19 protein-coding genes and 1 tRNA gene are annotated in these 20,950 nt (G+C 37.2%); all 20 read left to right on the top strand.

Going from position 1 to position 20,950, the window contains the following annotated elements; all coding sequences use genetic code 11:
* The first annotated feature begins 112 nt into the window (after window positions 1–112).
* The 20 genes from rppH to drt3b all read left to right on the top strand — a co-directional run bounded on the left by rppH (window position 113) and on the right by drt3b (window position 20,256).
* Complete coding sequence (gene rppH, locus CWB76_RS12875; RefSeq protein ID WP_008111786.1) at window positions 113–631, top strand: RNA pyrophosphohydrolase; 519 nt, start codon at window positions 113–115, stop codon at window positions 629–631.
* A gap of 23 nt (window positions 632–654) precedes the next feature.
* Window positions 655–2,919, top strand: coding sequence for a phosphoenolpyruvate--protein phosphotransferase (ptsP, locus tag CWB76_RS12870; RefSeq protein ID WP_138608138.1), 2,265 nt, complete (start codon window positions 655–657; stop codon window positions 2,917–2,919).
* A gap of 65 nt (window positions 2,920–2,984) precedes the next feature.
* Window positions 2,985–3,794, top strand: a complete 810-nt coding sequence (locus tag CWB76_RS12865; protein WP_138608136.1) for a sulfite exporter TauE/SafE family protein — start codon at window positions 2,985–2,987, stop codon at window positions 3,792–3,794.
* Window positions 3,795–3,806: 12 nt separating this feature from the next.
* The gene (gene lgt / locus CWB76_RS12860) at window positions 3,807–4,610 is read left to right on the top strand and encodes a prolipoprotein diacylglyceryl transferase (RefSeq protein WP_138608134.1); all 804 of its coding nucleotides are present in this window, start codon (window positions 3,807–3,809) and stop codon (window positions 4,608–4,610) included.
* A 13-nt stretch (window positions 4,611–4,623) separates the two neighbouring features.
* Window positions 4,624–5,475, top strand: coding sequence for a thymidylate synthase (locus CWB76_RS12855; protein ID WP_138608133.1), 852 nt, complete (start codon window positions 4,624–4,626; stop codon window positions 5,473–5,475).
* 17 nt (window positions 5,476–5,492) lie between these two features.
* Window positions 5,493–6,371: a UTP--glucose-1-phosphate uridylyltransferase GalU gene (galU, locus tag CWB76_RS12850; RefSeq protein WP_138608132.1), complete on the top strand. Its 879-nt coding sequence runs from the start codon at window positions 5,493–5,495 to the stop codon at window positions 6,369–6,371.
* A 275-nt stretch (window positions 6,372–6,646) separates the two neighbouring features.
* Window positions 6,647–7,498 (top strand): SPOR domain-containing protein, encoded by an 852-nt coding sequence (locus CWB76_RS12845; protein WP_138608131.1) that lies wholly within the window; start codon window positions 6,647–6,649, stop codon window positions 7,496–7,498.
* Between the two features lie 65 nt (window positions 7,499–7,563).
* Window positions 7,564–8,160 carry an SPOR domain-containing protein gene (locus CWB76_RS12840; protein ID WP_138608130.1) on the top strand — a complete coding sequence of 199 codons (597 nt, stop codon included), beginning with the start codon at window positions 7,564–7,566 and terminating at the stop codon, window positions 8,158–8,160.
* Between the two features lie 137 nt (window positions 8,161–8,297).
* Window positions 8,298–8,888 carry a DUF4402 domain-containing protein gene (locus CWB76_RS12835; RefSeq protein ID WP_138608128.1) on the top strand — a complete coding sequence of 197 codons (591 nt, stop codon included), beginning with the start codon at window positions 8,298–8,300 and terminating at the stop codon, window positions 8,886–8,888.
* A gap of 39 nt (window positions 8,889–8,927) precedes the next feature.
* Window positions 8,928–9,377, top strand: coding sequence for a DUF4402 domain-containing protein (locus tag CWB76_RS12830; protein ID WP_138608126.1), 450 nt, complete (start codon window positions 8,928–8,930; stop codon window positions 9,375–9,377).
* A gap of 21 nt (window positions 9,378–9,398) precedes the next feature.
* Window positions 9,399–10,223, top strand: a complete 825-nt coding sequence (locus CWB76_RS12825) for a fimbrial biogenesis chaperone (RefSeq protein WP_138608124.1) — start codon at window positions 9,399–9,401, stop codon at window positions 10,221–10,223.
* Window positions 10,224–10,256: 33 nt separating this feature from the next.
* Entirely contained in the window at window positions 10,257–13,217 is a 2,961-nt protein-coding gene (locus CWB76_RS12820; RefSeq protein WP_249363178.1) for a carboxypeptidase-like regulatory domain-containing protein, read from the top strand.
* A gap of 18 nt (window positions 13,218–13,235) precedes the next feature.
* The gene (locus CWB76_RS12815) at window positions 13,236–13,895 is read left to right on the top strand and encodes an SPOR domain-containing protein (RefSeq protein ID WP_138608120.1); all 660 of its coding nucleotides are present in this window, start codon (window positions 13,236–13,238) and stop codon (window positions 13,893–13,895) included.
* A 67-nt stretch (window positions 13,896–13,962) separates the two neighbouring features.
* Window positions 13,963–14,556 (top strand): FlgO family outer membrane protein, encoded by a 594-nt coding sequence (locus tag CWB76_RS12810; protein WP_138608118.1) that lies wholly within the window; start codon window positions 13,963–13,965, stop codon window positions 14,554–14,556.
* A 12-nt stretch (window positions 14,557–14,568) separates the two neighbouring features.
* On the top strand, window positions 14,569–15,246 hold the full coding sequence (locus tag CWB76_RS12805; protein WP_008466541.1) for a FlgO family outer membrane protein: 678 nt from the start codon (window positions 14,569–14,571) through the stop codon (window positions 15,244–15,246).
* 8 nt (window positions 15,247–15,254) lie between these two features.
* Window positions 15,255–15,932 (top strand): FlgO family outer membrane protein, encoded by a 678-nt coding sequence (locus tag CWB76_RS12800; protein ID WP_138608116.1) that lies wholly within the window; start codon window positions 15,255–15,257, stop codon window positions 15,930–15,932.
* A 144-nt stretch (window positions 15,933–16,076) separates the two neighbouring features.
* A tRNA-Arg gene (locus CWB76_RS12795) sits at window positions 16,077–16,151 on the top strand.
* 266 nt (window positions 16,152–16,417) lie between these two features.
* The gene (locus CWB76_RS12790) at window positions 16,418–17,047 is read left to right on the top strand and encodes an SLATT domain-containing protein (protein ID WP_138608114.1); all 630 of its coding nucleotides are present in this window, start codon (window positions 16,418–16,420) and stop codon (window positions 17,045–17,047) included.
* Window positions 17,041–18,288 carry an antiviral reverse transcriptase Drt3a gene (gene drt3a / locus CWB76_RS12785; protein ID WP_138608112.1) on the top strand — a complete coding sequence of 416 codons (1,248 nt, stop codon included), beginning with the start codon at window positions 17,041–17,043 and terminating at the stop codon, window positions 18,286–18,288. Before CWB76_RS12790 ends, drt3a begins: the two co-directional genes overlap by 7 nt.
* A gap of 123 nt (window positions 18,289–18,411) precedes the next feature.
* On the top strand, window positions 18,412–20,256 hold the full coding sequence (gene drt3b, locus CWB76_RS12780) for an antiviral reverse transcriptase Drt3b (RefSeq protein WP_349304272.1): 1,845 nt from the start codon (window positions 18,412–18,414) through the stop codon (window positions 20,254–20,256).
* Window positions 20,257–20,950: the final 694 nt, after the last annotated feature.

Raw genomic sequence — 20,950 nt, 5'->3', positions numbered from 1 at the left:
ATTAATTTGCCTTAAGCGAAGGTGTTAACGAGGCTTGCACGTAATAGTATTTGCCGTATTGCAGCTAATGTGGAACAATCATAAAAAATCGACTTACAAATGAGGCACTAAGGTGATTGATGCCGAAGGTTTTCGTGCCAATGTCGGAATTGTGATTTGCAATAATCAGGGGCAAGTGTTTTGGGCCAGACGTTATGGTCAACATTCTTGGCAATTTCCCCAAGGTGGTGTTGATGATGGTGAAACACCAGAACAAACTATGTACCGTGAATTACACGAAGAAGTAGGTTTGCGACCAGAAGATGTAGAAATAGTTGCAAGCTCAAAACATTGGTTACGCTATAAATTACCCAAACGATTAATCCGCCGGGATTCAAGTCCGGTGTGTATTGGGCAAAAACAAAAATGGTTTTTACTAAAACTGCGCTGTAAAGATGAAGATGTTAACTTACTGAAAACTCATCATCCGGAATTTGATGATTGGCGATGGGTAAGTTATTGGTATCCGGTTAGACAGGTTGTGTCGTTTAAACGGGACGTTTATCGACGTGTTATGAAAGAGTTTGCTCCCTTTGCTATGCCCTTTAATAAGCGAGAGCAACAAAAAGATCACTGGCGAAATAAAAGGTAGTTTTACATAAAAAGGAGCAGTGTATGCTGGCAACACTCAGAGCGATAGCTGAGTCTGTTTCGCAACAAGCGAATTTAGACGACGCGTTAGTGTGCTTTGTGAAAATGGTAAAAGATGCCATGAATACCCAGTGCTGCTCCATTTATTTTGCCGATTATAGCCAAGATAACTTTGTACTGATGGCCTCATCAGGGTTAAATCCTGATGCGGTAGGCAAATTTAGAATTGGCTTTACCGAGGGTTTAGTTGGGCTTGTTGCTCAGCGTGAAGAAGCAATTAACATTGCCTTTGCCAAGTCGCATCCTCGTTTTAAACTCTCCCCAGAAGTTAATGAAGAAGGCTATAACGCCTTTTTGTCCGTGCCTGTTGTTCATCAAAAAAAAGTGTTAGGTGTTATTGTTGTTCAACAGAAAATGGCGCGGGTATTTTCTCAAGATGAGGAGTCGTTTTTAATTACGCTTTCTGCGCAGTTAGCTTCGCAATTAGCCCACGCCGAAATAAAAGAAGTATTACGCCAAGATGAGTCATCCCATCAAACATCAGTATTAAAAGGGGTTTCTAGCGCGCCAGGTATAAGTATTGGTAAAGCTTTTGTTGTTATTCCTAAACTTAATTTTAAGTCTATAGAACTTACTAAGAATAACGATGTTATTGAACAGCGTCGTTTATTTACACAAGCGGTTGCTGCAACGCGCAAAGAATTTAGCACCTTATCGATGACATTGAGCGACAGCATACCGCAAGAGGCGTTGGCTGTATTTGATGTGTATCAGCAATTATTAGATGCTAAAAGTTTAGGTCATAATGTAGAGGCTCAATTACAAGAAGGGTGGTGTGCTAAAAGTGCATTAAAAATTGTGATTGAACGTTTAGTTGCGCAGTTTAACGAAATGCAAGACCCTTATATTAAAGAGCGTGCGGTTGATGTTAAAGACATTGGTTTACGGGTGCTGCATCATTTAGTGAATACCGAGCATGCAATAAAAGACTACCCTGAAAACACCATTTTAATAGCGCATACATTAACACCAGCTATGTTAGCTGAGGTACCCAATGAGCGTTTGGCTGGGGTTGTGAGCATTAATGGTTCAGCCAACAGCCATGCCTCTATTTTAACCCGCGCTATGGGCGTGCCGGCGATTTGGGGTATCGAAGATTTACCGCTATTGCAGTTTGATAGCAAAGAAATGATTTTAGATGCTTTTGCTGGGCGTTTATATATTTCGCCTTCGCAAATGCTTATTGATGAGTATACAGAATTACAACATCAAGATAACTTACTCAATAATCGTTTTTTAGAAGAACAAGCATTGCCTTCAATCACGTTAGACGGTGAGCATATTAGTTTGTTACTTAATGCAGGGCTTGAGCTTAATACTCAACAAAATAGCGCCCATATTTGTGATGGTGTTGGTCTTTACAGAACCGAAGCATGGTTTATGCAAAAGGGACAGTTTCCTTCGCAGCAAGAACAAGAAAACTGGTATCGAGAAGTACTTAGTAGCTATTACCCTAACCCCGTTGTTATGCGAACGTTAGATATTGGTGGCGACAAAGTTTTAGATTATTTTAATATCACTGAAGAAAACCCATTTTTAGGATGGCGTGGTATTAGAATTAGCCTTGACCATCCCGAGCTTTTTTTAGATCAGCTCAAAGCGATGTTAAAAGCCAATATTGGCTTAGGTAATTTAAAAATAATGCTGCCGATGATCAGTGGTACTGATGAGGTTGAAGAGTCACTGGCACTATTTAAACAAGCTTATTATGAGTTAAGTGAAGCATTTCCTGAGCAACTTATAGAAAAGCCTGATATTGGCATCATGCTTGAGGTACCTTCAAGTGTATTTATGCTGCCAGAGTGGTCTAAAAAAGTCGATTTTTGCTCAGTAGGTAGTAACGACTTAACTCAGTATTTATTAGCCGTAGATAGGGCAAATGCCCGTGTAGCCGATTTATTTAACCCTTATCACCCCGCGGTATTGCGTGTATTAAATAATATTGCCAGCGAGTGTGAGCATTATGAATTGCCCTTTAGTCTATGTGGTGAGCTTGGTGGCGACCCCGAGGGCGCAATATTACTGATTGCTATGGGGTATAGACGTTTAAGCATGAACTTATCGTCGCTAAACAAAGTGAAGTGGGTGCTAAGACGCTTAAATGTAAGCGACATGGAACAGTTACTGAGCGATTGTTTGGCACAGCCTAACGCTAAACAAGTACTACGGTTAACCCGTAATTTTATGATAGAGCATCAGCTAGGTGATTTATTTTATACACCTAAATGATAGAGCTGTAATTGTTTATATAATCAATTAAAATATACATATAATTAAATGTATTAGAGATAACTATGTATGAACTAGGACTTCTAGTTGCAAGTTGTGCGCTGTTAGGTTGCATTGTTGGTTTTTTAGCAGGGCTACTAGGCATAGGCGGTGGTTTAATTATTGTGCCAGTGCTAAGTAGTTTGTTACTTAGTTTTGACGTGGCCGCTGCCGATCATGTGTTAGTTATCGCTATTGCAACATCGTTAGCCTCTATTTTATTTACTTCCACTTCTTCAGCGTTAGCTCATCATAAAAATGATAATGTGCCTTGGGAAATTGCACCTTGGGTTATGTCGGGCGTGGCCGTTGGCGCATTAATTAGTGGCTTTGCTGCCAGCTTTATCCCTGAGAAAATGTTAAGAACGGTGTTTGCGGTCAGTGTGGTTTTTATTGCGATGAGAATGGTACTTTCTGCTCGAAATAAAGTGAACGCAGAACACCCTTTACCTGCAGGCCCCGTACTGGGAGGTATTAGTGCGGTAATGGGCTCACTGTCTGGGTTAATTGGCATTGGTGGCGGTGCATTACTTGTGCCTATGTTGCATTATTTTTCGGTTGATATTAAAAAGGCAATTGGTTGCGCTGCTGCATGTGGTATTGTAATTGCCTTTTTTGGCTCTATCGGTTACATCAGCGCTGGTTGGTATGTAACGGACTTAACGCATGGTTTTATGGGGTTTGTATATTTACCCGCTTTATTTGGGATTGTTATTACCTCATGGTTTATAGCGCCTATAGGGGCTAAGGCAACACATTACTTACCTGTGAATACAATTAAGAAAGTTTTCGCGATGTTACTGGTTTTCATCGCTATTAAAATGGTTTTTAGCTAAAGGTTTATTTTTATGGCACTGGAGTTTCCTCAAATTGATCCAATAATATTTTCTGTTGGACCACTTAGCGTTCGTTGGTATGGGCTAATGTACTTAATTGGTTTTGCGTTTGCGATGTGGTTTGCTAATCGTCAAGCGAAGAAACCAGGGTCGGGTTGGACTAAAGACGAAGTCAGTGATTTACTCTTTTACGGCATGCTGGGCGTTATATTAGGTGGGCGTGTTGGATATGTTCTGTTTTATCAATTTAGTTACTTCATTGAAAACCCCTTGTATTTATTTAGAATCGATCAAGGTGGCATGTCGTTTCATGGCGGCACACTGGGGGTGATCACTGCGATTGCTATTTTTGCTTACAAGCGTAAAAAGTCGTTATTGCAAGTTGGTGATTTTGTAGCACCTTTAGTGCCTGTTGGTTTACTTGCTGGGCGTATAGGTAACTTTATTAACGGCGAATTATGGGGTCGTACTACCGATGTTCCTTGGGCAATGGTATTTCCAACTGGAGGCCCGCTTGCACGCCACCCATCACAACTTTATGAAGCTTTTTTTGAAGGGCTGGTATTGTTTGTCATATTATTGTGGTTTATAAAGCGTCCTCGTCCTGCGGGAAGTGTGTCGGGTTTGTTTTTACTAGGTTACGGCGTATTTAGGTTTGGTATTGAGTATTTTCGCCAACCAGATGCACAACTGGGGTTATTTGCCGACTTCATTTCAATGGGGCAAATCCTATCGTTACCTATGATCATTGGCGGGTTAGGCTTACTTATTTGGGCCTATAAACAACCACAATCGCAAACAGCGTCAAAAGTTTAAAAGAAGAAGTTAGATGAAACAATATTTAGAATTATGTCAGCGTATTGTTGACCAAGGACAGTGGGTTGAAAATAAACGCACCGGTACACGTTGTTTAACGGTTATAAACGCTGATTTAGAATACGATGTGGCGAATAATCAGTTTCCTATGATCACTACTCGAAAGAGCTATTACAAAGCGGCTATTGCTGAGTTGTTAGGGTATTTAAGAGGGTACGACAGTGCTGAGCAGTTTCGTAATATAGGCTGTAAAACATGGGATGCTAATGCCAATGAAAATAATGCTTGGCTCAATAACCCTAACCGTAAAGGTGAGGACGATATGGGGCGCGTTTACGGCGTTCAAGGTCGTGGCTGGCAACGCCCTGATGGTTCAACACTGGATCAACTGGCAAAGGTCATCAATAATTTAAAAAGTGGCATAGATGATCGCGGCGAAATTATTACATTTTATAACCCCGGTGAGTTTGAACTTGGTTGCTTGCGCCCATGCATGCATACACATACCTTTTCGTTATTAGGTGATACTCTGTATTTAACCTCATATCAACGCAGTTGTGATGTTCCACTAGGACTTAATTTTAACCAAATTCAATGTTTTGTATTACTTGCGTTAGTTGCGCAAATTACCGGCCATAAAGCGGGTAAGGCATACCATAAAATCACCAATGCCCATATTTATGAAAATCAGCTCGATTTAATGCGAGATGTGCAATTAAAGCGTGAGCCATTTGCTTCTCCCCAATTAAAAATCAACCCAGAGATTAAGTCACTCGAAGACATTGAAACATGGGTAACACGTGATGACTTTGAGGTGGTTGGCTATCAATGCCATGAAGCGATTCAGTACCCATTTTCAGTTTAAAAAATAAGGAGAGCATAATGAAAGCAGTGATCCCTGTAGCGGGCCTTGGAACACGAATGTTGCCGGCCACTAAAGCAATTCCAAAAGAAATGCTGCCAGTTGTAGACCGTCCACTTATTCAATACGTTGTTAGCGAAGCCGTTGCCGCTGGCATTAAAGAGATAGTGTTAGTAACGCATTCGAGTAAAAACTCAATTGAAAACCATTTCGATACTAGCTTTGAGCTTGAGGCAACGTTAGAGAAACGTGTAAAGCGGCAATTACTTGCCGAAATACAGTCTATTTGCCCTAAGGACGTGACGATTATTCATGTGCGTCAAGGTGAGGCGAAAGGGTTAGGTCACGCTATTAACTGTGCAGCCCCTATTATAGGGGATGAACCTTTTGTAGTTATTTTACCCGACGTTATTATCGATGAAGTGGAAAGTGATTTAACAAAAGATAATTTAGCGGAAATGATCACTCGTTTTGAGCAAAGTAAACACAGCCAAATTATGGTTGAGCCAGTACCTAAAGATCAAGTAGATAAATTTGGTGTTGTTGATTTAGGTGATGTTGAGTTAAACCAAGGTGAGAGCTCACCCATTAAGAGCATGGTAGAAAAACCACCTGTTGACGAGGCACCTTCAAACCTTGCTGTGGTTGGTCGTTACGTGTTGAGTAAAAATATTTGGCCATTATTAGCTAAAACACCACAAGGTGCAGGTGATGAGATTCAGCTGACTGATGCAATTGCGATGCTTATGCAAGATGAAAAAGTAGACGCTTATGCTATTAAAGGCCGAAGCCATGACTGTGGTAGTAAAGTTGGTTATTTGAAGGCGACAATAGAATTTGCTTTGCGCCGTGATGAATTTGCTGATGAGCTTAAAACCTTTATTAAAACATTAATTTAAATAAACTTATCATTATTCAAAGCGCCTACATGGCGCTTTTTTTGATTGTAAAATCGCTTTTACAGACATTTAATTATAACTATTTTTGCAGTTATACAGACAGATCTGGGTTTGTAATGTAACCTTTATGTTAACTAAAGTTGTTTTGTAGTTAACGTGCTTTATTGGGCCAATTGTAAATTGGCTCAACTTAGCGGTCGAAACTGTTGAAAGAGAAACAATCAATGTGTGAATACAGCGTAAAGTATCACCGATATTTAGTTATAGCTTTACTTATGTTAATAGGGAGTGGCTGTACGATATCGCCTGATAAAACCTCATCAAATGAAAGGGTTAGAGATTTACCCGAATATGTAACTATCACCGCAGTTGAACTTGCACAGCTAAAAGATGCCGCTTTGCAATGGCAACAAGCACGTTCTGGTATAGAGAGACTATTAAAGTTAGAACGTGAGCTTACATATTTAGTTGATAATTTAGATATTATTAACAGTAAAGCAATAGCGAAATCTAACCAAGCTGTTAGCAATCGCTATGCTCGCTCATCAATTAAGGCTAATACCTCGCCAGACCTCAGGCATGGTAATAACTACGCAAGCACCTCAGATAACGTTGAACGACCGAGACAAAGATATAGTAACCGTTATGTAAAACCGACTGGTAGGAACGCTCTAAAAAATCAGCGATATAGCAGCCGCTATGCTAGTGTTCCTACAAAAATAATTACAGCTCCTTCAAAAAGCTACAGTAAACGAACTGTTCGCTCGCCAGTGAAAGCGATTAGTTCTAGGGTGAACAAAAAGATTGCCTCTAAAATATCGATGGCAACAAAAGTGGCAATGGTAGATAAAAACAAAAAAGTATTTGCCTTACAGGTAGCGTCCCTTGATTCAGAAGAAAGTGTTGCTAAAGAGTGGAAGCACATTAACAAAAAAGCAGCGCCTTTGTTTAAGGATAAAATCACGACAAACATTGAAAAAGCAAAAGTTAATAACAAAACCTATTATCGATTAAAATTAGGTGAGTATTTTAACTTTAAAAGTGCTGAGGATGATTGTGAGGTATTTAAATTCTATAAAGTTGATTGCTTTGTGAGTAACTACACTGACAAACCAATTAGATTATAAATTATTTATTTGGCGCTTTTATTGCATAATAGCTAGAGCTCGTTTTTTGTAATAGGTGCTTTAAAGTGAAACTTCGTTTAATAATATTACTAATACCATTTGCATTAGCTGGTTGTAGCAACCAGCTAATGCCCGCCGACTCACAAAGCGACAAGCTTGTGCGTGAAAAAGATATAAAACCTTACTTAGAGCAATGGGATAACAACAAAGAGCAGATAGCGCGTTTAAGCACCATGGAAGAGGACTTATCATTACTGATTCAAGCTCTTTCTGCACAAACAGATATTGATACCGTACCTGAGCCATTGAAAGAGAAGGTAAAACGTGTTGAATATGGCTCTAAGCAATCTTTACAACTCTCCTCAGAAACTGCCTTAGCCGATAACACTATCAATACAAACAAAGCAATTTACGGTGTACAAATTGGACGTTATTTAGTTTTTAACGGAGCCAAAAGGCAAGTACAGCGACTAAAAGAGCAATACCCTCAGTTAAACAGTATTTTACAATACCGCATTAATGAGCAACAAAAGGAATCAACAACGTTTTATAGTGTTGTAGCAGGCCCGCTGAAAAATCAACAGCAAGCGGCGCAGTTGTGTTTGTTTTTTTACAAAATAGGTAATAAGTGTACCCTAGCGACATTTTCAGAGGATGTTTAAGGTTTTTTTACGCTTATTTTTTCATCCTGTTATTATAAATCAAAATAAAGTAAATATTTTCTAACTTTTTAGTGATTTTGGCCGATACTTAACATAACCTGACTAACAGGTTTATACTTTATGTCTAAGGGAAAACTATGAACAAAATATTTACTAAAGCAGCGTTAGCTGCATCAATGACTGTTCTTTCTTTCGGTGCGGCTGCAGAAACTGCTTCTTTTCAAGCGGGTGTTACAGTTCAAAACGCATTCACCTTTACGAATGATGCACCACTAGATTTTGGTACAATCAGGGCTTCAGGTGATTTAACTGGGACGGAGACTGCAACATTAGTATTAGCCGCAAACCCTGCTACTGCTCCTACAACGGCTTCTACAGATGCAACCGCAGCTGAAATTGCAATTTTAGTAGCAGGTACACCAGCCTCATTCTCAATTTCAGGTGTGTCTCCTTTTGGTACATTGACCATTACAAATCCGACTGAAACTGCGATTGCGCCTGATACAGCACCTGCGGGCACTGCTGCATTTACTTTGGGCACTCCAACGTATTATGTGTTAACTGGTGCGACGCCTAACAGTGCAGCTACAACGACCATTCAGGTCGATTCAGCTGGCGAAGCAACTTTTAATTTTGGTGCAACATTAACCACAACAGCGGTTACTGCAACTAGTGATTATATCGATGGATCATACAGTGGCACGTTTACATTAGAATTAAATTACTAATGGGCAAAGCCTGCTTTATTGTATAAAGCAGGCTACTTTATGAAATTAATTTTACTCATACTAGCAGCTTTTTTAACTACTGATTTATACGCACAAGTTACACCGCTTGAGCAATTGAATTTTGGTAAAATTGTTATCAGTGATAACCAAAGTGTTAGCTCTATGACCTTGTTGCCCAGTAACACAAATACTTTAACCAATAAGATATATTTACTTGAAAAAGGCCATGCAGCCGAATTGTTGCTTGAAGGATATCCTGCACGTATCCAGGTAAACGTGAGTGACTTTGTAAGTGATCAGCCCCTAAATAACATTTTTGGTGGCGCGCCACTGATTTTAAATCAACTCATTTATAATGCGACCATTACAACCGATACCACAGGAACTGCTTTATTGAGAGTAGGAGGGCAATTAAGTACCTCAGGTGACGGAAATACTTATAAAGATGGTATCTTTGATACTACAATTGAAGTGACGCTAAATTATTAGACAACTAGAGATGTTGATAAAATGACAATAATAAAAACTTTTTTTATCTTAGTAAGCTTTATCTTAACTAGCTTCCATTCTTATGCAAACTTACTTATTTCCCCAACAAGAGTAAATTTTGATGAGCGTCAGCGTGTTGCTAAAGTCATTGTTGTTAATAACTCTAATGAAGCAAAAACTTATAGATTGGAGTGGCAAGACAAAGTTGCACTAGCTGGCGGAGGGTATGCTAATTTAGCGGCTGATCAAGAAAGTTCATCTTCACTTAAAAATATGGTTAGGATTAGCCCATCGCAAGTTAGATTAGCGCCAGGAGAAAGGCAGATTGTTAAGCTTGCTATTCGAAAGCCAAAAGGTTTACTAGAACAGGAATACCGATCTCACCTAGCATTTAAAGCACTCCCTAATGAAACTCAAATCCAGCAACAGAGACTTGGTATTAATTTGAAATTACTATTAAGTTACACTATTCCTGTTATTTTGCGTAAAGGCGCTGAAATACCTAATGTTAATATTAGCAATTTACAGCTTATACACAGTCCAGAAAAAAAAGCGCTTGAGATTGAAATTAAGCGAGAAGGGGGCTTTAGCTCTTTTGGCAAGTTAGAAGTTTTCTTTAAGCAAAAAGGAACGGATACAGAGAAAAAGATCGCTATGTTAAACGATTTTAGTATTTACCCTGAGCTAAAAACAACAACGGCGACGATACCAATTTTTGTAGACCAAAACATCCCGAAAGATGGCGAAATTCGGGTCATTTATACAGGGCTTAAAGAATATCGCGATACTATTTTTAGTGAAAAGGTTGCGCCAATTAATAATGCAATTATCGGTAATTTGAAATAGGCGATGTATTACTTTAAGCGTTTAAAGTGGTTGTTGATCATTTTTTTATCAATTGACCCCTTATTAGCAGCAGAGCCTGACACTCAGGCCATTCTTGCTAGCATAAAAAAAATAGATAAAAAATGGCAGCAATACAACACTGATCAAGCTGTAAATGAAAGAACAGAGCCTGAGCTTAATGTGCAGCAAGGTGAGGGCATCCCCGAAGGGGAGTTATTATTTTTTTCATCGTTCGTGAAAAAAAATTACCTAGGTGAAATGCTCGGGGTGAAAAGTAAAACCGGTGTATTAATAGATTTATTAAGTTTTTCAGAAAGCCTGGATTTTGCTATAGATATAAATAGCGATGACCTTATTGCTCAAGGCTGGTTTATTCGTGAAGATAATCAGTTTTATCTAGACCTAAATACAAATACAGTACAAATTAACGGCGCTAGATATTCATTTAACAGCCAACAAGCTTATGCTGATAACGGCGATATGTTTGTTGATAGTAACTTGCTAGCGCAGTGGTTTTCGTTAGATATTGATATTGAATATTCAGCACTTGAGCTAAATGTAAGCTCCCCCACCAAATTGCCTATAGAATTAAAACGCGAAAGAGAGCAGCGAGAAACTGTAACTAATAGAGAGTCACGGCAAGCAATATTACCTTGGAAGGCCAGTCCATACAGTGCAATTTCATCTCCTCTTGCTGATGTGCAGCTTAGTGCAACCAAGAGTAATAGGGATTCAGCGATAGGGTACTCTGTATTAGGGTCAAATGACTTAGCCTATTTTAATGCTCAGTATTTTTTTGCAGGGCGAAAACAAGATTTACTATCAGATTCAAGATTATCATTTAGCCGTCAAAGTAAAGATGCACGGTTATTAGGTCCCTTAAATGCGACAACTGTTCAATTTGGAGATGTATTAGCAACTCAAATCGGTAAACAATTTAATAGTAGTTACGCCAGAGGAATAAAAGTTGATAACAAACCACTTTTTAAACAGGTTAATAGTAATCAAATTAATTTAACGGGTGCTATTCAACCAGGGTGGGATGTTGAGTTATACCGTAATGATGTACTGCTAGCGCAGCAGTTTAGTTTAGCTGATGGGCGTTATTTATTTGAAGATATTAATTTATTGTTTGGCGCTAATAATTTTGAGCTGATTTTTTATGGTCCACAAGGGCAAGTAGAGCGAAAAACAGAGCAATACTTTATAGATGGTAATAGTTTATCAGCAGATGAATCGTTTTATGAGTTGTCAATTACTGAGCAAGGTGAACAGTTATTCAATCAGTCACTTTATTCGACACAAGGTAAAGGTTGGCAGCTAGCAGGCCGTTATGAAACGGGAATAACTGATTATTTATCGGTTTATGCTGGTACATCAATATTAAATAGTAATTCGAGTGATAATGTTAACAATTATGCTTTTGGTTCGAACCTAAGTATATTTGATAAAGTATTACTTAATCTAGATTATGAAAAAAATAATAACGATGAAGATAAGCTAGAGGTAGCTGCTAGAGGTGAGTTAATTGGTCAATCGGTACGGTTAAGCCTGTCTCAAAACAATGAAAAGATAACTGATGATTCGCAGACAGCGAAAGTTGAAAGTTATCAATTATATACGGCAGGAAAGTTGTTTGATAAATCGTTTGGAAGCTTAAGCTATCAAAATACGCTCGCATATAACAGCAGAGAATTTAGCGACTCATATCTAAGTGTTGATAATACCTTATCGTATAATTTAGGTGGGACCGTTGTTAGTAACAACTTAATTTGGCGAAAATTTGATTCTTTAGATGATGCAACAACACTTGGCAGCATGCGTCTTCAACATCGATTTGGTAAAACATACACTCGTTTTAGTGTTGACTATAGCGCAGACTCCGGTTCGACTATACTGGGCTACCAAGCAGAATTAAGCCGTAGTTTATCTCAGAATTTACAATCTGAATTCACACTAAGAAACTCCCGTATAAATGATTTAGTTTCTATGGAACTGGGTCTAAATTGGCAAAGCGATAGTTTTAGCTTAAATAGCACAATGAGTTACGACGATGATGATAACTGGCGGCTAGGTTTATTTAGTCGCTTTAGTATTGGTTTTGATGCGAACACTGACGAGTACTTTTTAAGTAAAAGAAGCCTCGCAAACTCTGGCACTTTAATGGTTAGAGTCTTTCTTGATTCAAATAATAACAATATTCAAGATGACGGAGAAAAGGGAATTGAAGGCGTTAAGGTAAAAGGAGTTCAAAACTATCGCCGAGCTGTAACCAACGAAAATGGTTTAGCAATACTTAAAGGAATGCCAGCAAATAGAACCACCGACATAGTGATAGAGCCAGGTAGTATTAGTGAGCCTTTTTTAGTTGCCGCCAACGATGGCTTTTCAATTACACCTCGTGCCGGTTTTGTTGAATATATGGAGATCCCGCTTAATAACAGCAGTGAATTAGAGGGAACTGTTTACAAACAAGATGAGCAAGGCAGCACTGAAGTACAGCCTTTTGCTACCGTAAAATTACTCGACAAACAAGGCAAGCAAGTGGCACAAACGCAGGCTGCTTATGATGGTTATTATTTGTTTACCGATTTACGCCCTGGCGAATATAAAGCGGTTATAGATGATGAATTTAAGCAACGTAAGTCTTTAAAAGATACGCAACAGGTGGTGGTTAAGTTACCAGCGCAAGGTGAAGTAGTAATGGGCGTTGACTTTGAGCTTAAAGAAAAAACAAAAACTCCAGCGTATATTGCTAATGCGGGCGGGTTTTCATCATTACCAATTATGAAAGCGTATTATCAATTAATTAAACGTCATTTAAATGAGCAATCAAAGCGTGATGCTTTTTATATTAAAGACGAAAAACAAAAACGGTATATTTTAGCCGTCGCTTATGCCGAGTCTGCGCAAGGGGAGCTTGAACAAGTATGTGCAGAATTAAAAGTAAAAGGCTTGAACTGCCAAGTCCAAGCACAACTTATTAGCCACTAATAACAATAAGGTTTAACCATGCAATATGCTAATTTATATAAACGCTACTCAATACTAATTGCCTGTATTGCTGCTCTTTTTATATCAGGATGCAGCACCACCAAAACTGCAGAATCTCCTCAGCCAATGCAAGCGAGTGCCAATCTTTCTGAGGAAGAGTTGGCGCAGCTAAAAGCATCGTCTCAGCAGTGGCAAGCAGCCAAAGCAGGTGTTGAACGTTTATTAGTGATTGAACAAGACTTAAAGTTATTAATAAGCCAATTAAATGCAGTGGCAAAACAAGGCTCTGCATCAACAAATACGCCTGCAGTATCAACAGCTAAAGCTTCGGCTGAAACGGTAGCACCCACAAAAGTTGCACAAAAAGCTAAAGTAGCAACGAATACAACTGACGAAAAACAAGCCGTTAAAGCCTTATTTGCCTTGCAAGTTGCAGCCGTTACCGACAAAGAGCGACTTAGCCAAAGTTTAAATCAAATAAAAGCCAGTGCATCTTCGTTATTTCAGGGCGAATTTGTGGCTAATGTAGAAACTATTAACGTGAGTGGCATGACTTATTACCGTTTAAAGCTTGGGGCTTATCAAAATCAAGCGAATGCCGCTGCCGATTGCGATAAACTTAAACAGCGCCAAATCAATTGCATTGTGAGCCATTACACCCAACAGCCATTAAAATAAATATGCATCTAGGGTATTAGGCATAATAATTGCTTTGTAACTATTATGTTTTTAGAGGATGGCAACTATGCGCCTTTTGTTACCCTTACTATTATTAAATTTAGCGGGCTGTAGCTTAACACCCCAGCCAAAGCCGAGTATAAGCACTGATGCGCCTAAAGCGGTCATGGCACCTTATACGCTTAACCAGTACGTAAATAGCTTGAGCGCCCAGCTTAGCCATATCAAAGAGCCTTTTAAAAGCACCGCTTCAATCGCGGTCAGCAGCTTTTATTTAGCCAATGCTTTGGATTCACAAATTGCTCAAGGGCAGGGTTCAGGGCTTAGTCAGCAAGTTCAAGAAAGCTTAATAACCCAATTTACTCAGTTAGGGTACAACACGGTTGAATATCGGCTTGAAAACCAGCTTAACTTATCAGCGAGCGCTGATTCAGTGTTAAGCCGCAGCACCAGTAACTTAAAGCAGCGTCAGATTATTGACTTTGTGATCACTGGTACTTTAACCCGTCAAGAACATGCTTATATTGTTAATGCTCGCATGGTAAATATGCAAACTAATCAGATTGTATCTGCCGCAAGTACTGAAATTCCCATCAATGTGATGTGGAGTAATGAAAAAATACAGCAGCGCGGTGACTATATTTACCGCAGTGAATATTAATTAGGAGCACACATGAAACGCCTACTATTAACTTTATGTTTGCCACTGGGCTTTGGTTGTTCACAAATGACAAACCATAGTGACACGCAAATTACCGACGATGCGCCTATGTTTTTTGAGCAACGCCCTGTAGCTGCACCAACAAATACAGATTCGCTTTATCAAAATAAAGCCGCAGTGATGAATAAAAACAAACAAGTAAATACGCCAACCCGTAAAAATATTAATCACTATGTGCGTGGCATCATGCAAGATATGGCTGAAAACTTACAGTACGTAAATACTAAAACGCCATTGGCAGTATCAAGCTTTGTTTTTTTAGACCGTGACTACAACAATGCTGACTTAGTAGGTAACCAAATAGCAGAGAGCTTTATGCACGAACTGCATAATTTTGGTGTGCCGGTCATTGATTTTAAAACCACCGATTATATGCGTGTAACCCCTGGTGGCGATTTTGTTTTTAGCCGCGACTACTTAGAGCTTAACCAAGAACAAAACTTTAGTTACGTATTAGCGGGTACGCTAGTAAATCACCAAGGCGGCATATTAGTAAATGCACGAATTGTTGGTTTAGCGAGTAAAGCGGTTGTAGGCTCTGCACAGGGCTTTATTCCGCAATCAGTTATTGATGCGCTAAATAGCAGTAACAGTGCTGATGGCATTATGCTTAAACAAGCGAGTAAGTGAGGTTTACCATGGTTAACTTAGTTAAGCGCTCTGCTTTAATTGGTATAAGTGCATTATCACTATTACTTTCAGGCTGTAATTTAATGGGCGAGTCGACCGCGACCGAGCCCGCCAAATCTGAGCCAGAGCAAACAGTGGTAAGCAATCTTGATTTTAACCAGATCATGGCGCAAATGCAGCAAAATGACGAGCAAGAACAATACGCCGATACAACGCAGTTTAACCCAAACAAGCACCATAAAAGTTTAGTTAACTACGTAGAGCAAATGGCACTTGATTTAACCGACACCATGCAAGTAGCCCCGCAAGATGCAGCGATTGCAGTCACGTCGTTCGTTGATTTAGACGCAAGTTTAACTACAGCAAGCCAGTTAGGTAATCAGTTATCAGAAACCTTTATACACCAGCTACAAAAGTTTGGTTATAGCGCGGTTGATTTTAAAACAGCCAATTTAATTACCGTTAATGAACAAGGCGACTTTGCATTCACCCGAAACACTCGCAAGCTTGCAGGTACGAATATAGCCAGCCATGTTTTATCGGGTACATTAATTTACCGTGCAGATGGGGTTGTTATTAACGCTCGCGTGATAAATATTGAAAATAAACGCCTTGCAGCCAGCAGTCGAACATTTATACCGCTTTACGTATTAAATAAAGAAGATATATATTTATCAAGCAATTAACTTACTTTGATACTTGATATAAAAAACCAGATACCGTTATAATTTTTGTAAGCTGTAAGCTGTAAGCTGTAAGCTGTAAGCTGTAAGCTGTAAGCTGTAAGCTGTAAGCTGTAAGCTGTAAGCTGTAAGCTGTAAGCTCGATGTGGCCTCTTAGTTAAATGGATATAACGGCCCCCTCCTAAGGGGCAGTTGCAGGTTCGATTCCTGCAGGGGCTACCAGTAAAATCAATAGCTTACATTTATTTTCCCTTCTTATTTAATTTCTATGTAGCACATATGTAGCGATATAATTAAACCTTTACGATTCTGTGACCGTAAAATTATTGAAGCCTTAAAGTAAAATCCCTCGTGAGTGATAATCTTTTTATTGAAGTAGTAATATTCTGGTATGATAATTCTATCTTTTGATATATATCATTTATTCTGAAGCATTATCCTGTTGGAATGAATAGCTAATCATTTAATTAAAAAGATAAGGGAGTAAGATGATACAAGAGCTTTATGGAAAATTTAAGAAAGACACCAAAATTGTTGCTTATGCTCGTTTTAATCAAAGTAAAAGGTTAGCAAGGAAGTCTTGGTGGTCTTTATTCTCTATATCAGCGATTTCTTTTTCTTTGATAATGATATCAATTGGGGAAAAGTTTTTTGATGTTAAAGAAATAACCCCTTTAATATTTACTTCAATAAGTATTCAAGCTTGGGTTTTTTCCTTATTCTGCTCGATAGTAATACTTGCATTGTCTGTGGCGATATCATCATCAAAAATTGACGTCCGATATGAAAAAATAACAGCCTCAGCAATAAAAATTAATAAAATATCTAGAGAGGTTGAACTTGAATATGAATTAGGAGGTTCGAATGTAGAGAAGTATGAATCACTTTTGCATGAGTATAACTTAAGTTTGATCACAGATATGACTAATCATGATGAGATAGATTTTCATATTGCAAAGTTGTCTATAAATAATAAGAAGGTTTTTACTTTTTACTTTAACTACTATTTTAAGCAATACCTTGAGCTGTTCCCGTATTTTATAATAAGTATAATCTCTTTAAGTACTATTATGTCAGTAATTATAAAAATAATTCAGGTATCGCATCTATCATGCTAAGACAGGATTTCACCTCAAAGTCCTTACTTAGAGTCACAACAAAAAATGAAATAATTAAGTTTGAACTTGGTAGAGACAAAGACGAATATAAAGCAAATCTTGAGCTATGCTCAATTGCTATAAACGACCCAAATTTTACCTTAAATAATATCCATAAGAAAAAAATTAATTCTAAAGATGTTTTTCATGCAGGTGGGGCTGAAGAGCACTACTGTATAAAAAAAATATCTGCGGATATGAAAAGGTTGTATCGTATCGTTACTATTAATAGGGATGACATTTCTGAGCAAGTTTTACGAATCTTAGAAACGGCATCGAGTTATGGTGTGATTAAAGCTGATGTGAAATCATTTTATGAAAGAATTTCATATGAAAAAGTGCTAGATAAAATCAAATCAGATCGGCTTTTATCATCAAAATCAATTAATTTTTTAAAGCAATTAAGTACTCTTAACAATGATGGGCTCCCAAGAGGTTTAGCGGTTAGCCCTGTCATGTCAGAAATATATATGAGGAAAGTAGATTCAAAAATTAGAGAGATCTCAGGGGTTTATTACTATGTTAGATATGTCGATGATATCTTTATTTTTACAACTGTTGATTGTGAAAATGTATTTAATGAATTGAGCTCTATTTTACAGAGCTTTGATTTAACTTTGAATAATAAAACTATTAAATTTAATGTTCCAGAGATTTCAAAACTAAATAGCTTTTCCCGTTCCTTTGATTACTTGGGTTATAAATATCAAATTTCCGCTCGTAGCTACGAGAAAAAAAGATCGATTTCAGTATCACTTTCAGATGACAAAATTAGAAAAATAAAGACAAGAATTATCCATTCTCTTCTGGACAGAGGTAAGTTCACAGATAAGGTTTTGGCTCAACATCACAGAAAGTTACTTTATAATAGGATAGATGTTCTCTCTGGCAATTACCCTATATCTGGAAGTAAGAATAGAAGTGGGGTTTTGAAAGGTGGGGTGTACTATAGCAATCGCTTAGTCAATAAAGTCGGAGTTTTTGAGGAGTTTAATGAGTTTTTAAGAAAGTCTCTGTTTACTAAAAGCAGAAACTTTTTTGGTAGGCGAATAGCAAAAATACCACTCGATGAAAAAAAAGCATTACTTAATTTATGCTTTAAAAAGGGGTTTACGGAAAGAAAGTTTCTAAAATTAACAAATACAGAAATGGTTGCCGTTAAGCATTGTTGGAAACACCAAAATCATAAAAAAAAGAAATAATATGAAAATCCCTTTAGAAAAAAGAGACTTTAACAGAGCAATATTGACAGATGTATTACCCTATGAAGTGCCCTTCATTTTAACAAATGAGGGCTTTTATAAAAATTTAAAGTCTAACGCTTCATTAAGAGAGAACCGCTTTCTAAAAAGTATTTTTTTAGTGGCGAAGAAGTTGATACAAAGCCATTAGTATACAGGATCACAAAAGATTCTGATTCTGAAAGAAGTTTGTATTTAATTCACCCAAGTGTTCAAATCAAAATATGCTCGTTATACAAAGATTATAACCAACTGATAACTCACCTCTGTACTCGTAGCTCATTTTCACTCAGGTATCCAAGTAAGATCGCTCATTCATACTATAGTAAAGAAAAAAAAAGTGATGCGGAACCTGACGAAAAATTTAAAGATGAAGGAGTAGGTATTGATGGTGATAAAGAACCTGTTTATGCAAGCACATTTTACGAGTATAGAGATGTAGGCTTTCTTTATAAGTTTTATGACTCTTACCAATTTCATCGAATTGAAAAAAAGTTTGATAATCTATTTAAGTTCGATATTGCTAAATGTTTTGCTTCTATTTCAACTTTTCAACTATCAAGGTCTATCCGTGATACTGAAAGCTATCACAAGGCTAAGGGCTTCCATAGTTTCGAACTGTTATTTGAAGAGACTATGAATATTGCAAACTTTGGAGACTCTCATGGAATTGTAGTTGGGCCTGAGTTTTCAAGAATATTTGCAGAAATATTACTTCAATCTATCGACTCAGAGGTCAAGAAAAAGTTAAAAGCTAGAAAAGCCAGCTTAATAGAAGGAAGTGATTATGTTATTAAAAGGTATGTTGATGATTATTTTCTTTTCTATAATGATGAAGTAATAAGAAAAACTATATACGATGTAGTTATTAATGAGTTAGATAAATATAAACTATTTTGTAACGAGTCAAAGAATAAGTTTTTTAAGGTGCCGTTTATTACTGGCGTTTCAATAGCTAAGCAAGAATATAAAAAACAGATTGAACACTTGTTTTCTAAATTTAGCTACCTAGATGAAGAAAAAGGAACTAAGGGGGTTGTAGCCCCTATGAATAGGTATAATCAAATAGCTAACCAAATTATTACTGATATAAAATGCATTGTATATAACAACGATATTTCTTACTCAAGTATAACAGGTTATTATTTTACTTTAGCGAGAATTAAAGTATCAGAAATTGATGAGCATGTTTCTGATTTTAAAGACTCATTAGAACAATGCGAAAAGGTTACAAACTTCCTCTTAATAATTATAGAATTGTCTTTTTTTATTCACTCTATGGACTTTAGAGTGAGAAGTACATATTTAATATCTCAAATTATAATTATTGTTAATAGAATATCAGGACTACTTGGTGGTTCGAATACTGAACTAATTAAAAAGAAAATTTATGATGAGTCATACCTTTCTATTCGGTCTTCCATAAAGAAAAAAACTATGAAAGATATAGAATGTCTGAATCTGCTTATTGCAATAAGGGATATTGATGTTAAGTATCAGTTGTTTAGCGAAGATATAGAAAAAATAATTGGTTTGGATGATGATAACAACTTAAATCCTAACTATTTTAGCTTAATGACATGCCTTTTTTATATTCAAAATAAAAGGGCATTTAATAGCACCAGGGAAAAAGTTGTTAACTGTATTGTTAGAAAATTCAAAGATAAATATCTAACAGTTGTTAATGACTCTGAATTAGCGCACCTATTTTTTGATTCTTTAAAGTGCCCTTATTTGACTATAAGAATGAAGAATAAAATAGCTGCCGAAGCACTTTCTTGTTTTGATGATGTGACGAAGACTGAGTTAGAGAATATTATCTTAACTGTTAATGAGTCTAATTGGTTTATTGATTGGAGTAAATCAACTTCAGAATCAGTAGAGAGGCTTTTGAAGAAAAAAGAGTTGAAATCACCGTATGGTCACTGATATATTTCCCAAGCGCGTACTGTTTGATACCCTAGCCAAGAATTAGTTCTAGGCTAGATGCTACCACACACGATATAACGACAGTGCGCGTATTCCCACCAAATAATCATCCTCTCCTCTAGAGACAATTATTTTCAGTACAGTTATTTACAGAACTCCAAGTAAGACCCTTCTTGCCATTCTGACAGATAGCTAGCTAAAGGTATTTATTGTTTTCGTATTGGTGTTTGATATGAGCTAAAGCTTATTTTAGAACTTTAGCTATTTGAAATGTTGTATTTAACTGTAATTTTATTTAACAATGATAGCTTTAGCTCTTATTAGATAATAGGGAGCTTTAGCTAACTCGTTTCAGCTTTAGGTTATGCCTTTTCTACCTTCCATGAATAATGCCTTGTGATTATGGCTTTACCAGCGAACCACAAGCCTTTTACTTTGAGAATGAGTTCACCATCGTAATAGTTTTGTAAGCACTTGCCCGTTTCTTCTCATTTATTAAATCTTTTCTAATTACAAATAATAAAGCGAGTAACATAAATTTACTCGCTTTATTATTTTGATAGCTGATAGCTGATAGCTGATAGCTGATAGCTGATAGCTGATAGCTGATAGCTGATATCTTAAAGATAATATCATATATCAATTAAACAAACAACATATAAATTCAAAGATTTAATAATAAAATAAATAAAGT

Source organism: Pseudoalteromonas sp. S1609, assembly GCF_005887255.1.
Classification (GTDB): Bacteria; Pseudomonadota; Gammaproteobacteria; order Enterobacterales; family Alteromonadaceae; genus Pseudoalteromonas.
The sequence above is the reverse complement of the archived record's forward strand: the minus strand, read 5'-3'. Positions and strand labels throughout refer to the sequence as shown.

Bases quoted from the DNA above. Each gene is read 5' to 3' on its own strand.
- ptsP (WP_138608138.1), top strand. From the start codon at position 655: ATGCTGGCAACACTCAGAGCGATAGCTGAGTCTGTTTCGCAACAAGCG.
- CWB76_RS12865 (WP_138608136.1), top strand. From the start codon at position 2,985: ATGTATGAACTAGGACTTCTAGTTGCAAGTTGTGCGCTGTTAGGTTGC.
- lgt (WP_138608134.1), top strand. From the start codon at position 3,807: ATGGCACTGGAGTTTCCTCAAATTGATCCAATAATATTTTCTGTTGGA.
- CWB76_RS12855 (WP_138608133.1), top strand. From the start codon at position 4,624: ATGAAACAATATTTAGAATTATGTCAGCGTATTGTTGACCAAGGACAG.
- galU (WP_138608132.1), top strand. From the start codon at position 5,493: ATGAAAGCAGTGATCCCTGTAGCGGGCCTTGGAACACGAATGTTGCCG.
- CWB76_RS12845 (WP_138608131.1), top strand. From the start codon at position 6,647: ATGTTAATAGGGAGTGGCTGTACGATATCGCCTGATAAAACCTCATCA.
- CWB76_RS12835 (WP_138608128.1), top strand. From the start codon at position 8,298: ATGAACAAAATATTTACTAAAGCAGCGTTAGCTGCATCAATGACTGTT.
- CWB76_RS12830 (WP_138608126.1), top strand. From the start codon at position 8,928: ATGAAATTAATTTTACTCATACTAGCAGCTTTTTTAACTACTGATTTA.
- CWB76_RS12825 (WP_138608124.1), top strand. From the start codon at position 9,399: ATGACAATAATAAAAACTTTTTTTATCTTAGTAAGCTTTATCTTAACT.
- CWB76_RS12815 (WP_138608120.1), top strand. From the start codon at position 13,236: ATGCAATATGCTAATTTATATAAACGCTACTCAATACTAATTGCCTGT.
- CWB76_RS12810 (WP_138608118.1), top strand. From the start codon at position 13,963: ATGCGCCTTTTGTTACCCTTACTATTATTAAATTTAGCGGGCTGTAGC.
- CWB76_RS12805 (WP_008466541.1), top strand. From the start codon at position 14,569: ATGAAACGCCTACTATTAACTTTATGTTTGCCACTGGGCTTTGGTTGT.
- CWB76_RS12800 (WP_138608116.1), top strand. From the start codon at position 15,255: ATGGTTAACTTAGTTAAGCGCTCTGCTTTAATTGGTATAAGTGCATTA.
- CWB76_RS12790 (WP_138608114.1), top strand. From the start codon at position 16,418: ATGATACAAGAGCTTTATGGAAAATTTAAGAAAGACACCAAAATTGTT.
- drt3a (WP_138608112.1), top strand. From the start codon at position 17,041: ATGCTAAGACAGGATTTCACCTCAAAGTCCTTACTTAGAGTCACAACA.